Source organism: Microbacterium testaceum, from assembly GCF_001476285.1.
In the GTDB taxonomy this organism is placed as follows: domain Bacteria; phylum Actinomycetota; class Actinomycetes; order Actinomycetales; family Microbacteriaceae; genus Microbacterium; species Microbacterium testaceum_B.
This window is the reverse complement of sequence record NZ_LDRU01000082.1, coordinates 29,282-47,954: the sequence shown is the minus strand read 5'-3', so window position 1 is coordinate 47,954 and position 18,673 is coordinate 29,282. Positions and strand designations below refer to the sequence as shown.

Genomic DNA, 18,673 nt, shown 5'->3' with positions numbered 1-18,673 from the left:
CTCAGCCCGCACCCCCGTCGCGTCGCGGCCCGACCTCCAGCTCGCGGACGGTGACGTCACGGAAAACGGCCGCTCCTCCGCTGCTGTACAGGCGTATCCGCTCGTCCCCGCTGAGCGGGAACACCCGGTGCGACTGTACGGTCTCTCCATCCGCGACGAAGACCTCCACGCTCGTCCTGTCCACGAGCACGCGCAGCCGTACGGAGCCGGCGGTGGGGTCGAAGGGCGCCTCACTGCGGGCTCGGGTGGGGTTTGCGGTGAAGCTCCGGTCGAGGTACGCGCTCCCCTTGGTCACGTCGAGGCCAGCCGCGACGAAGCGGGTTCCTCCCGGCGCGCGGCAGACCTGCACACCGACGTCCTGCGTCGATGCCGACCACGACACATCGCACTCGAGGTCATAGGCCACGGCGGAGACATCGAGATCGACATGCGCGGACACCTCGACGTCTCCGACGAGATGCGTGGTGGTGACGTAGTCGGCGAGCGCCGCGGTGGGAGCGGAGATCAGCCGGTAGCCGCGCTCATCTCGCACGAGTCTCAGATCGCGCACGATCATGTCGTCGCCGTTGTACCCGTCCGTATCGATCGTGGGGGTGTTGTGCGGGTAGTCCCAGAAGTTGGCCCACCCGATCACGTGGCGCAGGCCCGGGTCTTCCGCTCCCGTGGTGCCGTGGTGCGGATAGGTCACGGCACCGTAGAAGTCGAACCCCCAGTCGAGCCAGCGCGGCTGTTCGGCGTCGGGGACGAACGTACGACCGTCGAAAGCGCCCGTCCAGTAGGCGTAAGTGGCGGGCAGACCCCGGTGCTTCGCGTTAGCGCTGACGCCGAGGACCCAGGTCGTCGATCCGTCGTCGGCCGTCATCGAGAAGATGTCCGGGCACTCGAGCAGTCCCAGGTCGTCGCGGGCGAACTCACCGACGCGGTCCCACGTGCGCAGATCCGTCGAGGCGTAGAACCCCAGCCGGTCCCCCTCAGCGAGGGCGAGGAACCACCGCCCCCGCTCTGCGTCCCAGATCACCTTGGGATCGCGGAAGTCCGGGATTCCCGGAACGTCCAGGACGGGATCGTCTCCGCCGGAGCGGAACGAGCGGCCACCGTCGGTGGAGTACCAGAGGTACTGCGCCTGGCGCCCCTCGGGCACGGCGTCCACCCGGGCCTGGGTGACCAGGGCCACGATCGCACCTGCACCGAATCCGGCCGTGCCCCCGGTATCGACGACCAGCGAGCCCGACCAGCAGTCACCGTTGCCGTTCGAGAACTTCGGAATCGCGACCCCGCGGTCGACGAACGCCACGTGGTCACGCGTCGTGGCCAATCGCCACGAGGTGCCGATACCACCGGCGAGGTAGTCGCCGTTGTAGAGGTAGTAGTACAGGTACTCCCCCGCTAGGTGGATCGGCCGCTGTGGGTCGTTCTTCCAGTTGTCGGGAACACTGAAATGGAAGGCGGGGCGCCGCGTCGCGGGGCGCGGTTGCGTGTCAGGATTCACTCCGCACCCTCGGCTCCGCGTGCGACGGAACGCATCGACCACGCACGGAGGTGGACGGCGACCCCCTCGCCGGACAGCCGGATGCCGAGGGCATCCGCACGCGTCGGATAGACGCGGGTCGTGAGCGGGACTCCGCCCGCGAAGACCTCCACCGCCGAATGGTCGACGAGCACACGGACCTCCACGGCACCCTCGGCATCCACGGGAACCTCGCCCGAGCGCGGAGTGACATCGACGTCGCCATTCAGACTCGATCGAGAACGATCGAGGCTCAGTTCTGCGCGGTCGCCCGTTCGACGCAGCCGCAGTACCGTGCGTTCCGCGTCGTCGTCCGACGCGCGCACGACGATCGCGACCACACCGCCCTCCGGGATGGTCAATCGCGCCTCGATGTCGAGCTCGTCTCCGCGAGCGACCTCGGTCTCTTCTGCCCCGAGGGTCAGTGCGCGGTCGGCGACCTCCGCCGCGCGCAGAGCATCTACCTCGGGCGCCGGCCGCTGATGAAGCGATCCGTCCGGCGCCGGCGTCACCAGCCGCGGCAGCGACATCACCCCCGACCATCCGGCGGCGACCGCCGCGGCATCCGATCGCCCCTCCTGCAGCCAGCCGAACATCACCCGCCGGCCCGACTCGTCGAGGAACGACTGCGGCGCGTAGAAGTACCGCCCGCCCAGGTCGAGCCGGTGCAGCGCCGCCGGTGTGAAGCGCTCGCCCTCGTACCGACCGGACCAGTACAGCGGATGGTGGGTGATGCCCTCGTTCCAGGCGGAGAAGACCAGGATGTCGCGGTGTGCGGAGTCCGCGTCGCCGAGGGCGAACAGGTCGACGCACTCCCACATCGTGCCGGTCCAGTCCGGTGCGGCCGGATCGGAGCCGGCGCCGTCGCCGACGAGGAGGGGGCCGAGATACGTCCAGCTCCTCAGGTCGAGGGACTCGTACAGGAACGCCGTTCCCCCCTGCCCCCGGATGCCGGAGCCGATCAACTGGCGCCAGACGTCGCCCTCCCGCCAGACGGAGTGATCCCGGAAGGCGGTGACCTCCAACCCCTCGGGGGGAGCCGCGATGACGGGGTTCCCGGCATCCTTGGTCCACACGAGCAGATCGTCGGACCCTGTCGCGATGCACGGCAACTCGCGGTCGCCGTGTCTGCCCGAGTACACGATGGTCGGCACGTCGCCGTCGTACACCAGCACGCCCGACCAGCAGCCGTCGACGTCGGGGCCTTCCGTCGGAGTGAGAGCGACCGGGACGTCGCGCCAGGTGACGAGATCGGTACTCACCGCGTGGCCCCACTGGATGCGATGGTGCACGGGAGCATCGGGGTTGAACTGATAGAAGAGGTGGTACTCGCCGCCGCGCTGGGTGAGGCCATTCGGGTCGTTGAGCCACCCCGCCGGTGCGGTGAAGTGGAACACCGGGCGGTGCGGGTCTTCGGCGGCGAGCGCGAGGAGTTCGGCGGAGACGAGGGCGGGGCCAGAGGTCATGGTCATGCGGCGGGGCTTTCTTGCGTCGTGTCGGGTCGTTCGAGGGCGGTGCCGGGGGCGTCCGAGGGCGGCGCGTACAGACCGCACCGCACCCAGTGCTCGGGCGCGTCGCTCACGCGATGGAACACCGCGGTCTCGGCGGAGCACGTGGTCTCTCCCCTGCCGTGGAAGGCACAAGAAGTCGCTTGAACGACCTCGTGACGCAACCGCGCACGTTCGACGGGGTCGAAGCCGCCGCGTCGACGCGGGTCGGGAACGGCGGAGATGAGTAGACGGGTGTACGGATGCCGTGGCTCTGCCAGCAGGGCCGCGGCCTCGCCCCCTTCGACAAACTCGCCGGCGAACATGACGATGATGCGGTCGGCGAGATACCTCGCCGACGCGAGGTCGTGGGTGATGTAGAGCATCGAGATGTCCTGCTGCTCGCACAGCGATCGCATCAGGTTCAGCACGCCGATGCGTACCGAGACGTCCAGCATCGATGTCGGCTCGTCGGCCAGGATCAGGCGGGGATTCACGGCGAGCGCACGCGCGATCGCGATCCGCTGTCGCTGACCGCCGGACAACTCATGCGGGTATCGGTGGAGGAGTTCGGCGGGCAGGTCGACCTTCTGCATCAACCGGCGCTTCGCGCGTTCGAGCTCGTCCCTCCCGGAGACGGCGTCGTGCAGCTGCAACGGCCGCTCGAGGAAGTGGGAGACCCGGTGGACGGGATTCAGCGAGCCGAACGGATCCTGGAAGATCATCTGCACCGCCGATCGGTACGCGCGGCTGGCTCGTCGCGGCTCGGCCTTCAGGACGTCGCGCCCCTCGAACGCGAAGCTGCCGCCGGAGGGCTGCTCGAGACGCGCGAGACACCGCGCGAGGGTCGACTTGCCGCTGCCGGATTCGCCGACCAGCGCCACGATCTCGCCGGGGGCGATGTCGAGGTCGACGCCGCCGAGCGCGCGCACGTGTCGACGCGAGAACATCCCGCCGATCGGGAACGTCTTCGTCAGTCCGCGCACCGACAGCACGGGAGTCTGGGGGCTCATCGGGTCGCCTCCGTTCGGGACGTCTCGACCGAGGTCGGTGCCGCCCAGTGGTCGGGCCCGACGGGAACGAGGTCGGGGATGTCGGTGAAGCGGATGCCTTCGCCCAGGCCGCGCAGGCGCACGCGCGGACCGGTCATCGGAGGGAACGCGTTCATGAGCGCATTCGTGTACGGATGGCGCGGCGTCTCGAAAATCGACAGAGCGGATGCCGTTTCAACGAATCGTCCTGCATACATCACCGCCATGCGGTCGCTCAGTTCGACCATGAGCGACATGTCGTGGGTGATGAAGAGGATCGCGAACCCGAGCTCGCGTTGCAGGTCCTTGATCTGGGCCATGATCTCCTGCTGCACGACGACGTCGAGCGCCGTCGTGGGCTCGTCCATGATCAGCAGCAGCGGACGCAGGGCGGTCGCCATGGCGATCACGACTCGCTGCCGCATGCCGCCGGAGAGTTGATGCGGGTAGGACCGGAGCCGATCGTGCGGAATGCCCACGAGATCGAGCAGGCCGGCCGCCCGGCGGAGGGCCTCGCGTTTGGAGACACGCTCGTGCGTCGTGTAGATGTCGGCGATCTGATCGCCGATCGTCATGACCGGATTGAGCGAGTTCATCGCGCTCTGGAACACCATGGCGACTTGGCGCCACCGGAACGCGCGGAGTTCCCCGGCGGTCAACGCCAGCACGTCGGTCCCCCGGAAGCGGATCGATCCGCCCGCGATGATCGCCGGGTCGCGGAGGAGACGCAGGATCGCGTTGGCGATCGTGGACTTTCCGCAACCTGATTCACCCGCGAGGCCGAACACCTCGCCCTCGCCCACCGTGAAGGAGACGCGATCGACCGCGCGGACCGTCCGGGAATCGGTGACGTATTCGACGGAGAGGTCCTCGACCTCCAACAGTGCGGCGCTCATCGGGCGTCCTCCTTCGCGATGGCGGGGTCGACGCGGAGGTCGGCGACCGGCGTCGGAGCGGTCGCCGACACGCGGCGACGCGGAGTGCGAAGACGAGGGTTGGTCGTCTCGTCGACGCCGTAGTTGACCAGGGAGAGGGCGAAGGCGACCAGCGCGATCGCGACGCCGGGCGGCACGAACACCCACCACGAGCCGGTGAGCAGAGCTCCGTCGTTGCTCGCCCAGTACAGATTGGTGCCCCAGCTCGTGGTCGAGATGTCGCCGAGGCCCAGGAACTCGAGACCGGCCTGGGCGCCGATTCCGAAGATCACGCAGGAGAGCAGCGTGCTCATCACGATCGACGCCATGTTGGGCAGCATCTCGCGGAACATGATGCGCACGGACGACTCACCGGTGACCTGCGCGGCGGCGACGAAGTCCTTCCCGCGGATGGACATCGCCTGCGAGCGCAGGACGCGAGCGGATCCGGCCCATCCCGTGATCACCAGGACGATGATCACGGTGCCGATGCCCTGCGGGAGGAAGGCCGCCAGGATCACCAGGAGCGGCAAGCCCGGCAGCAGGAGGAACACGTTCGTCACGAGGGAGAGCAGATTGTCGACGTTCTTGCCGAGGTAGGCCGAGGCAAGACCCACCAGCAGTCCCACCAGAGTGGCGAGGACTCCGACGGTGAAACCGACGAAGAGAGACGACCGCGCTCCCCAGACGTTGAGTGCCAGGACGTCCTGCCCCTTCGCGGTCGTCCCCAGCAGGTGGTCGAGCGAGGGGGGCTGCGCTCCCAGACCCCGGATGAGCGTGGGGTCGCCCGGGGCCAGCACCGGGGCGAGCACGGCGACGGCGACGAAGAGCGCCAGGATCACGAGGCCGGCGATGGCTTTGCCGTTTCTCAGCAGCCCGCGCAGCAAGCCATCGCGCCCGCGGGGTGGCCGGACGGGCGGGGTGTCCGCGTCGGCGGCGACGCCGAGATCGAGTTCGACCATGGCACGGGGGTCTTGGGCGAGAGACATCGTCACGCTCCGATCAGCTCACGCGCACGCGCGGGTCGAGCCGCACGTACACGATGTCCACGAGGAAGTTGGCGATCAGCACGGCGGTGGTGATCGTGAGGAACAGGCCCTGCATGAGGGGGTAGTCGAGGTTCTGCACCGCCGACAGCAACTGGTAGCCGACGCCCGGATAGGCGAAGACGACCTCGGTCAGCAGCGCCCCGCCGACGATGAACCCGAGCGACATCCCGAACGCGGTCACCGACGGCAGCATCGCGTTGCGGGCCGCGTAGGCGAACATGATCCGGTTGCGACGCAGCCCCTTGGCCTCCGCCATCGTGATGTAGTCCTCGGCGTTGGTCGAGATCATCGTGTTTCGCATCCCGAGCATCCAGCCGCCGATCGAGACGAGCACGATCGAGGCGGCCGGCAGGAACAGGTGGACCGCGACATCACCGAGGAAGGCGAACGAGAACTCCGGCGTCGCGCCGACCGAGAAGGCGTGGCGCAGCGGCAACCACCCCAGGGTGACTCCGAACAGGTAGAGCAAACCCATCGCGAGCCAGAAGTACGGGAAGGAGCCGATGAAGATGAGGACCGGCGGAAGGACGGAGTCCACGGCCCCGCCTCGGCGCCACGCCGCGACGATGCCGAGCAGGTTGCCGATCACGACCGCGATCAGCAGCGACGTCAGACCCAGCAGGAGCGTCCATCCGATCTGCGCGGAGATCACATCGGTGACCGGGGTCGGGAAGCGCGAGATCGAAAAACCGAAGTCGCCGGACAGGATCTGTCCGATGTAGCGGAAGTACTGCTCCCAGAGCGGCGCATCGTCCAGACCGAACGAGCTCCGCAGCGCCTCGATCTGGTCGGGACGGATGGCGCCCTGCAGTCGCGCGACCATGCGGGTCACGGGGTCGCCGGGCATGAGCCGCGGCAGCAGGAAGTTCAGGGTGAGAGAGACCCAGAAGGCGACCAGGTAGAAGCCCAGGCGCCGAAGGATGTAGCCCATGATCGTTTCTCCTCGTGAGGTGCCGCTGCACCGCCCGCCCGTGCGGGCGGCGCAGCGGTCCGGTCATCAGCCCGTGACGGGCTCGAGAGTGGTGAGGATCAGCACCGCGCTGCGGGCGCGCACCGCCCCGAGGCTGGCGTACGGATTGTCGGCATTCGGCCAGCCGGTGAAGCGCGCCGTGGTGGCCGCGCCGAACTCCGGACCGGGGAAAAGCGTGACGACCGGGATGTCCTCGGCGAACAGCGCCTGAAGTTCATTCATGATCGAGCGCTGCTGCTCCTCGTCAGAGGTCGCCGCGAACTGCGCGAGAAGAGCGTCCGCCTCGGCGCTGCCGTACCGGTGGTAGTTCTCGAACGTCTGCTCGCCCACCGGCTTGACCGTCTCGGTGGCCATGACACCCCGGTAGAACTGGTACGGCGTCGGCGCGTTGTTGCTCCACACGATGCCGGAGTCGAACGTGCCGTTCTCGTAGCTCGCGCTGACCTCGGCCCAGTCCCGAGCCGCGACGGTCACCGTCACGCCCAGCTCGGCGAGGTTCTGCGAGATGACGTTGCCGACCGACACCCAGTCGCTCGAGGTCGACCCGACCGAGAAGTCGAAGGCGAACGGCGAGCCGTCGGGAAGCACGCGCGTGCCATCCGCGCCGCGGGTGATGCCGGCGGCATCCAGAAGCTCGCCCGCCGCGTCCAGGTCGCGCTTCGTCCAGGTGCACGAGTCCACGACGTCGCTGTCGCGCCAGGCGTCGTACGCCCCCGACAATCCGGTGCAGTCGGCGGGAATGGTGTACCCCTGCATGCCGATCGAGGTGACCTGGTCGCGGTCCACGGCCATCGACAGGGCCTTGCGCACATCGGGGTTGTCGAAGGGCGCCTTCGTCGTGTTGAACTGCCAGCTGATCATCGAGCCGGTCGTGGGAAACCAGAAGAAGCGGTGCTCCGGGTCCTTCGCGACGTACGCCTGCTCGATATTGGGGATGAACTGCGGTGCCCAGTCGACGTCGCCGTTCGCGGCGGCCAGATTGGCACCGTCGTTGCCGGCGAACGCCAGCATCCGTACACCTTCGATCTTCTGCTTGTCGGGCTGCCAGTAATGGGGGTTCTTCAGCAGGTCGAACGACTGCGCCTGGAAGTTCGTCACCTCGGTGTACGGCCCCGTTCCGACCGGGTCGGGGTTCGTGAACTTCGCGGCGTCGCTCTGTTCGGCCCAGATGTGCGCGGGTGCGATGATCTGCTGCCCGACATCGAGCAGGGCGGGCGAGAAGGGCGTGTTGAAGTCGAACTCGACGGTGAGGTCGTCGATGGCGGTCACCGTCTCGACGTAGTCGAATCCTCCGCGAATCTCCTTCTGCAGCGCGAAGCTCGTCACCACGTCCTGAGCGACGAGGGGTTCACCGTCCGACCACTGCACGCCCTCGCGCAGGTGGAAGGTGAGGCCACTGCCGTCGTCGGCCGCCTCCCAGTCGGTCGCGAGCCACGGCGTCGTCGTGCCGTCGGCGGGGTTGAACACGAGCATCGACTCGTAGATCGCGACCTGCGTCATCGGGAAGTCGGGGTTCGAGAACGGGTTGAAGTTCTGATCGAACGTGCCCATGTCCTCGCGAGGGATCGTCAGCAGCTGCGTGCCGTCGAGGTCGGCGGCCGACTGGCCGCCACCCGCGGTGCAGCCCGACAGCAGAAGAGCTCCCGCTGCCGCGACGGCGGCGAAGAGGGCCGTCTTTCTCCGGTGTAGTGCCATGATTGGTGCTGTTCCTTTCTTCTCTTCCGCGTTGAAGCCGAAGAATCCTGCTCGTCGGGGATGTCCCGTCACACCGACGAGCGTTCGAGGAGCGGGCAGTCGACCGTCACTCTTTTCGTGACGGTCGGCTCTCCCGCGGTGATGGCGGCGAGGATGTCCACGCCCCGTGCGCCCATCTGTTCGAAGGGCAACGCAACCGTCGTCAGCGCCGGCCTCAGGTACCCCGCGATGAGCTCCTGGTTGTCGAAGCCGATGACGGCGATGTCGTCGGGGATGCGGAGTCCCCGTTCTTTGATGGCGTCGTACGCTCCCATGGCCATCCGGTCGTTCGCGCAGAAGATCGCGCTCGGCGGATCGGCGAGATCGAGGAGCACCTCGGCCGCCGCGAACCCGCTGTCGGCCGTGGCGTGGCCGGTGACCTGCCACTGCTCGTCAGCCGGGATCCCCGCGTCGGCCAGAGCCGCGAGATACCCCTGGCGGCGGCCGATGGCCGCCGGGATCCCGGGGTCGAGGTTGATGAACCCGATGCGTCGGTGACCGGCGCGGAGCAAGCGGGCAGTCGCCCGATATCCGCCGGCGCGCTCGTCGGGCACGACGGAGGGGAACCGTCCGTCGCGGTCGAAGCAGTTCACCAGCACGGTGGGGACCTCGCTCGCGATATCGGGAACCGAGACGCCGCGATGCCACGTCGCCGCGTAGATCAGGCCCTCCACGCGCTGCTCCAGGAGCCGTTCGATCGCGGTCGTCTCGGCGGCCGGATCAGACTCCGTCGAGGCGATGAGCAGGTACTTGTCGTCGGTCATCGCCCGATCTTGAGCACCCTTGATCACATCGACCGCGAACGGTGCCGTGACGATCTCGGTGACGAGGCCGTACCAGTCGCTGCGCTGCTGGGCGAGGGCCCGGGCGCCGGCGTTGGGGCGGTAGCCGAGTTCCGTCGCCGAGCTCATGACCCGCTCGCGGGTGTCGGACGCCAACGTCACGTCGAAGCGATCGTTGAGCACGAGCGATACGGCGGTGCGGGATACGCCCGCGTGGCGGGCCACGTCCTGCATCGTCACAGCGCGTGTCTGCGGTGTCTTCTTCGACATGATCTCTTCGTTCTTCGAGGTTACTAACCCGCGTTAGTGCGATGTTTCGATGATGCTAACGCGCGTAAGTAGCCGTCGTCAACACCGATGTTCCGCGACGCCTCACACGACGGACCCGCCGGAGAATCTCCGGCGGGTCCGGTGCGCGCCGTCAGCCGACGGGACGGGTGACTCCTGCGCGAACGCTCAGCCGAGCGGCCGATCCGAGAACGTGATCTCGTCCACGTTCACGTGCCCCCACCCCGCGGTGCTCTGATCGACCACCTCGATCTGGGCGGTCTGGCCGATGAAGTCGGCGACGTCCCACGACTCCCAGTGCAGCCGCTCCGCATCGGTACCGGTCACGGTGCGGACGGTGGCCCCACCGACCTTCAGATTCACCGCGGTCGGGGTGTCCGCCTCCCCGACGACGGCATCGGGGGTGTTCCCCCACATCACCTGATCGACCATGATGTGGCCGAACGCTGTCGAAGTCGACTCGTCGACGATCTCGAGATACGCCGTCTTGCCCCTCAGCGAGTGCACATCCCAAGCGACGTCGCGCAGTGTCGGGGTGCCGTCGCCGGTGGCGCTGAAGTACACCTGACCGTCGATGACCAATCGGACGGAGGCGTTCCCCACGGCCGGCCAGGGGAAGTCTCCCCCGGCGATCCGGAAGGTGAGGTAGTCACGGGTGATTGTGAACTCGGGCGAGGTGATGGTCCCCGTGGCCGCGTCGCCGCCGTTGACGAAGGTGTCGGCTACCTTCGCCCCCGCCTGGTTCGTCAGACTCGAGGCCGTCGGCCCGCGACCAGCGAAGCTGCCCGTGGCCGTCCAGCCCGGCCCCCAGTCATTCCCCTCGAAGTCGGCGAAGACCTCGGACGGCGTCGGATGGTCGCCCCCGCCGACGAGGAAGCTCACGTACGGGCTCGAGACGGTGAAGGTCGGCGATGTCACGGTTCCCGTGGACGCGTCCCCGCCGAGGTAGCTGTTGACGAGCCCCGTCCCCCGCCACCCGGTCACGGGCTGCTGCGCCGGAAGGGTTCCCGTCGCCGGCGCCGACCCGAAGGCGCTGCCGGTGGTGGTCCACCCGTCATGGCCACTGTCGAAATCTTGGAAGACCGTTCCCCCTTCCGCCTGCCCGTTGACGTTCGCGAACTCGGTGATGGTGACGTCGCCGAAGGTCGCGGCGCCGCCCTGGGTGAAGAGCTGCAGACCGGTGTCGGTCGGATCGAGGTTCGACTTCATGGTCAGCGCCTGCTCTCCGCCGTTGACGAACACCTCCACGGTGGTGGTGTCGACCAGAATGCTCAACTGGACGGTCGTGGCTTGCGGGTCGAACGGCGCGTGCGATTCCCGGTACATCGTCGGATCATTCGCGTCAACGTATATGAAGTCGTCGAACTTGCCGACGGTGAAGTCGCGCGTCCCGTCGGGTGAGCGTCGCAGCTTGATCGCGACGTTGTCGAGATCGGCCCACGACACCGTGGTGTCGAGTCGGTAGGACGTACCGTGGTAGCCGAGATCGCGCTCCCCGTCGACGGCGATGTCGCCCAGCTCCCAGGTGCGCGTGGCGTAGTCATCGAGAGCGGCGACGGGATTCGAGACGAGGCGATAGGTGTCGCCCGTCGCCTTCAGCCGGAGTTCCCGGGTGATGGCATCGGTGCCGGTGAAGCCGTCCACGGTCCAGCTGCTCGCCGTGTTCGGGTGGCTCCAGTAGTTGACCCACCCCTTGAGAAACCGCGTGCTCCGGTCTGCGGAGGCCTCGTCGGGGTAGGTGACAGCGGCGTAGAAGTCGTCACCGTAGTCCAACCACTTCGGCACCGTCGTGTCGGGGGTGAAGGTGCTGCCATCCCACTCTCCCGGCCAATACGCGAAGGTGTGCATGTCGCCGCCGGTGCTCGCTCCGACGACCCACTGCAACGTGCCGTCGTCGGCTCTCATCTGAAAGAAGTCCGGGCACTCGGTGAACGTGATCCCGCTCGGGGCCGGGAAGAACGACTCGAAGGTCCAATTCTTCAGATCGGACGAGGCGTAGAAGCCGATGCCGCTCAGCGGCTCCGCGACGAGGGCGACCCACTGGTCGTTGGCTTCGTCCCACTCGATCTTGGGGTCGCGGAACTCGTGGAGTCCGGGTCCGGGGTTCGCGATCGCGGGCGTGGTCGTCGAGTACGGCACGAAGGTGTCGCCGCCGTCCGTGGAGTAGTACACCCATTGATCGGTCGCGTTCGTCGGTCCTTCGTCGACGGAGACGAGCGCCACGAGGGCGCCTGCCCCGAAACCCGCCGTGTTGTCGGTGTCGACGACGATCGAACCGGCCATCGGCGAGCCGAAGGTGGTGTCCTCCGGGATGGCGATCCCCTCGTCGTGGTAGACGATCTGGTCGGTCGTCGTCGCATGCCGCCACGCCGTCTGCGTCGAGACGCCGTTGTAGTCGACGTCGTACAGGTAGTAGTAGTTGTACTCGCCGTCGAGATAGACCGGTCGGATGGGGTCGTTCTTCCAGTGGTCGGGGACCGAGAAATGGTACTGCGGACGATACTGCTCTGCGTCGGGGTTGTCGGCGTGCGCCGCCGTCACTCCGATACCCGTGAGGACGGGTGCGGTGATCAGCGTCGCCGCTCCCGCCGCGAGGGCGCGCAACTTCATTGTTGTGTTCACGAGGCTCCATTCGCTAACGCGCGTTACTAACGCGAGTTAACGTAGCGCTCCCCGCCCCCTCGGACAAGAGATCCGGGCGATCACGCCGAATCGCGTTCGACGAGCCACCCGGGCATCGTCGCGCCGCTGAACTCCGCAACGTCGCCGTTGAGGATCTCCACGGCCGCCGCGCCCATCTCCTCGAACGGGAGCGCGATGGTCGTCAACGCCGGTCGCAGGTAGGCGGCGACGATCTCCTGATCGTCGAAACCGACGACCGCGACATCTTCGGGGATACGCAAAGACGCCTCACGAATCGCATCGAATGCGCCCATGGCCATGCGATCCGTTCCACAGAAGAGCGCGGTCGGACGGTCCGGGAGCTCCAGCATGGCGCGGGCGAGTTCGTACCCGGCCCCGGCGTGAGCGGGACCCGACGAGACGAGCGCGGGGTCGACCTCGATACCCGCTTCGCGCAGTGCACGTTCGTAGCCCGCGCGGCGACCAGCAGCGGGGTAGGGCGCATCGATGTTCAGCAGGCCGATGCGCCGGTGCCCGGTGTCGAGCAGGCGCCGAGTCGCCGTGTACCCACCGTGCTCCTCGTCGGGGAGGATCGAGGGGTAGTGACCGTCGAGATCCTCGCAGTGCACGAGCACGACGGGCACCTCCGCCGCGGCGGTCGGGAGCTTCACCCCGATGTGACCGGCGGTCGCGTAGATCAAACCCTCGACCCGTCGCTCCAGCAGCATCTCGAGCGCCGTGTCGGCCGAGTCGTCTGGGCTCACACTCACGATCAGCAGCACCTGCCCCCGCGCCCAGGCCGCTCGCTGAGCCCCGGTGATGATTCCGCCGCCGAACGGGCTGCTGGCGATGTCGGTGACGAGACCCAGCAGATGGGTCCGCTGCGACGCGAGGGCGCGCGCAGCCGCGTGCGGTCGGTACCCCAACTCGGCAACCGCCTCCCACACCCGCCGCTTCGTCTCCTCCGCGATGCGGATGTCGCTGCGGTCGTTGATCACGAACGACACGGTGCTTCGACTGAGCCCCAGGCGTCGGGCGATGTCGTCCATCGACACACGGCGTGAAGGCATCCCTCATGTTCTCACGACGGCGTCCGCGGCTGAGGCTAGGCGGGCTCGTCGCTCGATCCGACTCATCCTCGCCCCGCGGTTCCGCGAACGGTTCCTCGAAAATGCGCTGCTCGATCGATTCGGGCGCGGAGCCGGAGAAGCTGTGCGGGCACTCGAGCAAGTCGAGGTGTGCCAGGGTTACGTCCGTGTGCCGCCCGACCTGCTTGGACGATCGCGCAAGCTTCCGGCCACAACCACAGCCATACCGGCGGCGATCCGCGTGTATCCCGCGATGTGCGCTGCGAGAAGAAACACGCCGGCACCGAAAAGAGCGCTGAGGCTCCCGACGAGAAGAGCGAGCAGGGGTGGTCCGTCCCATGCGGCCAGCCACCACGCAGGAATCAGCGTCGCAAGCGACGGCGCCACGACGGCCATGACGCGAATCCGCCGGCTGGCCGACCGAAGCCTCCTCGCGATCAGAAAGGTGCAGAGGGCCACAGGAACACCGACGAACAGAAATCTGACGGAGACACCATAGAGATAGGTATCCAGGCGAGCGTATGACGACGATCGCGACCACGGTCCATTCCCGAAGACGAACCCGCGACCCTCATAGAGGAAGATCGTCCCCGCGGTAATGAGCACCGTCGCGACCGCGGACGCGATTGCACACGCAATGGCCAGACGCACCCAGCTCAAGCGTTCTCTCTTCGGGGCTGCGGCATCTCGATGCAAGGGAAAATCCGTCACGCGTCAATCCAGATTGTGGCGCCCACGTCGGCGAGCCGTTTCACCGTACCGGCATCGAGGGTCTCGGCTCCGGCGGGAAGGGTCATGAAGAGGCGAACGAACGTCTCCGGGGAGTTCAGAACGGCCGGCGAGACCCCGTGCAGGCGGTCTACGAAGTCCAAGATCACGGCATTCAGCTTGTCAGCCCGGGCCTCCCAGTTCGGCTCATCGAACGTTACCGTTCCGAGGTGATACGAGAACGGGGGAGCAGACCCTGGCTCTGTTCTGAGTAGCTGTTCGAGCTCACCGACGCGAACCGCCGTCGAGACATCGAAGCTAACGATGACGTGACCGTTGTCAGCATCCGAATCATCCATCACCGGAACAACCCTGTCAGCCACCGCGGAAGCAGCGGCTTCGGATGCAGGTAGTCCTCGAGGGCCGCGTCGTAGATCTCTTGCGGCATCACGACGGATGGGTCGGGCGTCAGAGGTGGCAGCAACTTCCCTATCGCCGTTGGGAGCCCTCGCATCGAGACGCCGCGTGGCGTGCGCCGAAGACGCACTCCCTCGGCAGTGGGCCGGAGGCCCCATTCGTCGTCGATGACCACAAGGCCCGCACGCTGGAGCGCCCCGGCCGCGGACTCGATCATCTGCCGCGACGGGACGTCGACGTTGATCATGTCCCAGGTCCCGAGCACCGAGCGTACGGACGTCGACGACCGCTGACTGCTACCGATCGCCGCCAACAGGATCGCCGCGTCATCCTGGAACGAGGGAAAGGCCATGCCCGGAGTCTACGAGGGGGCTCGGAGCAGCTCATCGCAGGAAGCTCTGACGCTCAGCGCTCCAGAACCACCGCGAGGCCCTGACCCACTCCGATGCAGATCGCGGTGACGGCCACTCCCCCGCCGCGACGCTTCAGCTCGTGGGCGGCGCGGGCGATGATGCGACCGCCGGAGGCGCCGAGCGGGTGACCGATGGCGATCGCGCCGCCGTTCTCATTCAGCTTCGCGGGGTCGAGCTCGGTCCACAGCTGCGCGCACGCGAGGGTCTGCGAGGCGAAGGCCTCGTTGAGCTCCACGAACGACACGTCGCTCCACGAACGGCCCGCGCGGGCGAGCGCGCGGTTCGCGGCCTCGACGGGGGCGACACCGAAGACATCGGGGTCGTTGCCGAACGCGGCGCGGCCGGCGATGCGCGCGAGAGGTTCGGCATCCAAGGCTCCCTCGGAACCGAGGAGCACCGCCGAGGCGCCGTCGTTGATCGGCGACGAGTTGCCCGCCGTGACCGTCCCGTCCTTCTGGAACGCCGGGCGCAGCCCCGCGAGCACCTCGGCGGTGGAGTCGTCGCGGATCCCCTCGTCGCGGGCGAGCGCGTGGCCCTCGACCTGCACGATCTCATCGTCGAAGGTCCCGGCCGCCCACGCGGCAGCCGCAAGGCGGTGGCTGCGGGCGGCGAAGGCATCCTGCTCCTCGCGCGAGATGCCGTAGATCTCCGCGAGCTTCTCGGCGCTTTCGCCGTTCGAGATCGTCCAGTCCTTGCGCAGCCGCGGGTTGGTCATGCGCCAGCCGATCGAGGTGTTCCACATCGTCTGGTTCGCCGCGGGGAAGGGTCGCGGGCTCTTCTCGACCACGAACGGCGCGCGGGTCATCGACTCGACACCGCCGGCGAGGATCACGTCGGCGTCGCCGGCCTCGATCGCCCTCGAACCCTGAATGACGGCATCCAGGGACGATCCGCACAGGCGGTTGATCGTCGTCCCGGGAACCGACGACGGGAAGCCCGCGAGCAGAGCGCCGAAGCGCGCGACGTTGCGGTTGTCTTCGCCGGCCTGGTTGGCGTCGCCGAAGATCACGTCTTCGATGCGGGCGGGGTTGATACCCGTGCGCTCGACGACGGATGCCATGACCGTCGCCGCGAGGTCGTCGGGGCGCACGTCGGCGAAGGCCTTGCCGTGCCGCGCGAAGGGCGTGCGGACGGCGTCGTAGACGAAAGATGCGGGCATGGCTCAGGCCTCCAGTTTCAGACCGAGCAGCGACTCGATCTCGGCGTGCGTGTTGTCGCCGAACAGCTCGCGCACGCGGAAGCCGTCGGGCGTGACGTCGAAGACGCCGTGGTCGGTGTAGACGCGCGAGACGCAGCCGACGCCCGTGAGCGGATACGTGCACGCCTCCACGAGCTTGGGCTCGCCGCCCTTCGTGAGCAGGTCGGTCATCACGTAGACGTCCTTCGCGCCGATCGCGAGGTCCATCGCCCCGCCGACCGCCGGAATCGCGCCGGGCTCACCCGTCGACCAGTTCGCGAGGTCACCCCCGGCCGAGACTTGGAACGCGCCCAGCACGCACACGTCGAGGTGCCCGCCGCGCATCATCGCGAAAGAGTCGGCGTGGTGGAAGAAGGCCGCCCCCGCGAGGGCGGTGACGGGCTGCTTGCCTGCGTTGATGAGGTCGGGGTCGATGCGCCCACGCTCGGGAGCGGGCCCCATGCCGAGCATGCCGTTCTCCGTGTGCAGAACGATCTCGAGCCCCTCGGGGAGGTAATCGGCGACGAGCGTCGGGGCCCCGATGCCGAGGTTCACGACCGCGCCCTCGGGAATGTCGGATGCCACGCGCGCGGCGAGCTGCGCGCGGGAGATGCGGGTGGTCACTGTGCTGCTCTCTTTCCCGCGCGGTGCGCGCAAGCTCGACGACGTGCCGGTGCGGAACTGGTGGATGCGTCCATCAGGCACCTTCTTCGGAGAGGACGCGGCCCTCGATGTCGACGCCACCGACGAATTCGCCGTCTCGCAGCCACGCGCGCTCCCCGACCGCGACGACGCGGTCCACGTACAGTCCCGGCGTCACGACGCCCTCGGGGTCGAGCGAACCGAGCGGCACGATCTCGTCGACCTGCACGACCGTGGTCGCCGCCGCGGCGGCCATGATCGGTCCGAAGTTTCGCGCTGTCTCGCGATAGACGAGGTTGCCCCAGCGGTCTGCGGCGCGTGCACCGATGAGAGCCACGTCGGCGCGGATGGGGTACTCGAGCACGTAGTCGCGCCCGTCGATGCGGCGCGTCTCTTTGCCCTCGGCGAGCTGCGTGCCGAAGCCGGTCGGTGTGAAGAACGCGCCGATGCCCGCGCCGGCCGCGCGGATGCGCTCGGCGAGGTTGCCCTGCGGCACGAGCTCGAGCTCGAGCTCGCCCGCGCGGTAGAGGCGGTCGAACACCCACGAGTCGCTCTGCCGGGGGAACGAGCAGATCATCTTGCGCACCTGTCCGGCGGCCAACAGGGCGGCGAGTCCCGTGTCGCCGTTGCCGGCGTTGTTGTTGACGACGGTGAGGTCGCGGGCGCCCTGCGCGATGAGCGCGTCGATGAGTTCGACGGGCTGTCCGGCTCGTCCGAAGCCGCCGATCATCACGGTGGCTCCGTCCGGAATACCGGCGACGGCCGCCGCGACGTCGGGGACGGTCTTGTCGATCACTCGGGCTCCCATGTGTTCGCTCTGCGCACATACGTACGTCTTGCGAACATTCTACGACGCGCGCGCGACGGCGACAAGGGCCGGCGTCAATCCGGCGCGCCCGGCGGGCCGGTGGCATCCGCATCCCGGAAAGCGGGCTCGAGTGTCCACGTCACCCGGACCGCCGCGAAAAACGTCCGGGTGTTCTGGACACTCGCCACGCGGTCGGCGCGTGAGCCCGTCAGATCAGACGAAGATCCGCGTCGATATCGGCGGCGGCCGCGAGGAGCGCCGGGAGGCACTGCTCGCGCCAGGCGTCGCCGTCGCCCCGGGCGGTGGCCGAGATGTTGAGCGCCGCGACGACGGCCCCCTCGCGGTCACGGATGGGCGCGGCGAGCGATCGCAGCCCCTCCTCGAGCTCGCCGTCGACGAGCGCCCACCCCTGCGCGCGCACGGAGGCGAGCTCCGCGAGGATCGCCTCGACGTCGGTGCGCGTGCGGGACGTGAGCGGTTCGGGATGGGATGCCGCGATGATCTCGCGAGCGCGACCCTCGGGCTGCGCGGCCAACAGGACGCGCCCCATGCTGGTCGCGTAGGCGGGGAATCGCGTGCCGATCGTGATCCCGACGCTCATGATGCGCCGCGTGGGGACGCGCGCGACGTAGACGATGTCGGCGCCGTCGAGGACGGCGGACGACACGCTCTCATCGACCTCACGCGACAAGCGCTCGAGGTGGGGCTGGGCGAGAGCCGGGAGAGACAGCGCCGACAGGTAGCTGAAGCCGAGCTCGAGCACGCGCGGCGTGAGCGAGAAGGACCGGCCGTCGGCGCGCACGTAACCGAGCGTCTCGAGGGTGCGCAAGAAGCGCCGCGCGGCGGCGCGGGTGAGATCCGCGCGACGAGCCACATCGCTGAGCGTCAGCGCCGGGTGCTCGGCATCGAAGGTGCGGATGACCTCGAGCCCGCGCGCGAGAGACTGGACGAAGTCGCCCGACCCCGCCTGCCCTTCTCCCGCGTCGCTCACCCGGCTCACCTTAGCGGGGCTGCCGCCGGCCACCGACACGGAACG

Annotated in this window: 16 protein-coding genes; all 16 read right to left on the bottom strand. The window is 68.1% G+C overall.

The features are described from left to right. Window position 1 precedes the first annotated feature (1 nt). A complete protein-coding gene (locus NS283_RS13655; protein WP_058597407.1) occupies window positions 2-1,489 on the bottom strand; it encodes a glycoside hydrolase family 32 protein in 1,488 nt (495 codons plus the stop codon). Continuing rightward, a complete protein-coding gene (locus NS283_RS13650; protein ID WP_058597406.1) occupies window positions 1,486-2,979 on the bottom strand; it encodes a glycoside hydrolase family 32 protein in 1,494 nt (497 codons plus the stop codon). Before NS283_RS13650 ends, NS283_RS13655 begins: the two co-directional genes overlap by 4 nt. Next, a complete protein-coding gene (locus NS283_RS13645; RefSeq protein WP_058597405.1) occupies window positions 2,976-4,007 on the bottom strand; it encodes an ATP-binding cassette domain-containing protein in 1,032 nt (343 codons plus the stop codon). The genes NS283_RS13650 and NS283_RS13645 overlap by 4 nt, the downstream gene beginning before the upstream one ends. After that, complete coding sequence (locus tag NS283_RS13640; RefSeq protein ID WP_058597404.1) at window positions 4,004-4,921, bottom strand: ABC transporter ATP-binding protein; 918 nt, start codon at window positions 4,919-4,921, stop codon at window positions 4,004-4,006. Before NS283_RS13640 ends, NS283_RS13645 begins: the two co-directional genes overlap by 4 nt. Continuing rightward, complete coding sequence (locus tag NS283_RS13635) at window positions 4,918-5,901, bottom strand: ABC transporter permease (RefSeq protein ID WP_058597403.1); 984 nt, start codon at window positions 5,899-5,901, stop codon at window positions 4,918-4,920. Before NS283_RS13635 ends, NS283_RS13640 begins: the two co-directional genes overlap by 4 nt. A gap of 40 nt (window positions 5,902-5,941) precedes the next feature. Continuing rightward, window positions 5,942-6,919 carry an ABC transporter permease gene (locus NS283_RS13630; RefSeq protein WP_058597402.1) on the bottom strand — a complete coding sequence of 326 codons (978 nt, stop codon included), beginning with the start codon at window positions 6,917-6,919 and terminating at the stop codon, window positions 5,942-5,944. Between the two features lie 66 nt (window positions 6,920-6,985). Beyond that, complete coding sequence (locus NS283_RS13625; RefSeq protein WP_058597401.1) at window positions 6,986-8,653, bottom strand: ABC transporter substrate-binding protein; 1,668 nt, start codon at window positions 8,651-8,653, stop codon at window positions 6,986-6,988. A 68-nt stretch (window positions 8,654-8,721) separates the two neighbouring features. Further along, window positions 8,722-9,744, bottom strand: coding sequence for a LacI family DNA-binding transcriptional regulator (locus NS283_RS13620; RefSeq protein WP_058597400.1), 1,023 nt, complete (start codon window positions 9,742-9,744; stop codon window positions 8,722-8,724). A gap of 186 nt (window positions 9,745-9,930) precedes the next feature. Beyond that, window positions 9,931-12,372, bottom strand: coding sequence for a glycoside hydrolase family 32 protein (locus NS283_RS13615; RefSeq protein ID WP_058597399.1), 2,442 nt, complete (start codon window positions 12,370-12,372; stop codon window positions 9,931-9,933). Between the two features lie 92 nt (window positions 12,373-12,464). Next, on the bottom strand, window positions 12,465-13,454 hold the full coding sequence (locus NS283_RS13610; RefSeq protein ID WP_081317430.1) for a LacI family DNA-binding transcriptional regulator: 990 nt from the start codon (window positions 13,452-13,454) through the stop codon (window positions 12,465-12,467). Window positions 13,455-14,179: 725 nt separating this feature from the next. Beyond that, window positions 14,180-14,539 carry a hypothetical protein gene (locus tag NS283_RS13600; RefSeq protein WP_153003374.1) on the bottom strand — a complete coding sequence of 120 codons (360 nt, stop codon included), beginning with the start codon at window positions 14,537-14,539 and terminating at the stop codon, window positions 14,180-14,182. Then, entirely contained in the window at window positions 14,539-14,949 is a 411-nt protein-coding gene (locus NS283_RS13595; RefSeq protein WP_058597395.1) for a hypothetical protein, read from the bottom strand. The genes NS283_RS13600 and NS283_RS13595 overlap by 1 nt, the downstream gene beginning before the upstream one ends. A gap of 53 nt (window positions 14,950-15,002) precedes the next feature. Further along, the gene (locus NS283_RS13590; protein ID WP_058597394.1) at window positions 15,003-16,169 is read right to left on the bottom strand and encodes a thiolase family protein; all 1,167 of its coding nucleotides are present in this window, start codon (window positions 16,167-16,169) and stop codon (window positions 15,003-15,005) included. A 3-nt stretch (window positions 16,170-16,172) separates the two neighbouring features. Next, on the bottom strand, window positions 16,173-16,811 hold the full coding sequence (locus tag NS283_RS13585; RefSeq protein WP_058597446.1) for a 3-oxoacid CoA-transferase subunit B: 639 nt from the start codon (window positions 16,809-16,811) through the stop codon (window positions 16,173-16,175). 73 nt (window positions 16,812-16,884) lie between these two features. After that, on the bottom strand, window positions 16,885-17,625 hold the full coding sequence (locus NS283_RS13580; protein WP_058597393.1) for a 3-oxoacid CoA-transferase subunit A: 741 nt from the start codon (window positions 17,623-17,625) through the stop codon (window positions 16,885-16,887). 220 nt (window positions 17,626-17,845) lie between these two features. After that, complete coding sequence (locus NS283_RS13575; RefSeq protein WP_058597392.1) at window positions 17,846-18,628, bottom strand: IclR family transcriptional regulator domain-containing protein; 783 nt, start codon at window positions 18,626-18,628, stop codon at window positions 17,846-17,848. Window positions 18,629-18,673: the final 45 nt, after the last annotated feature.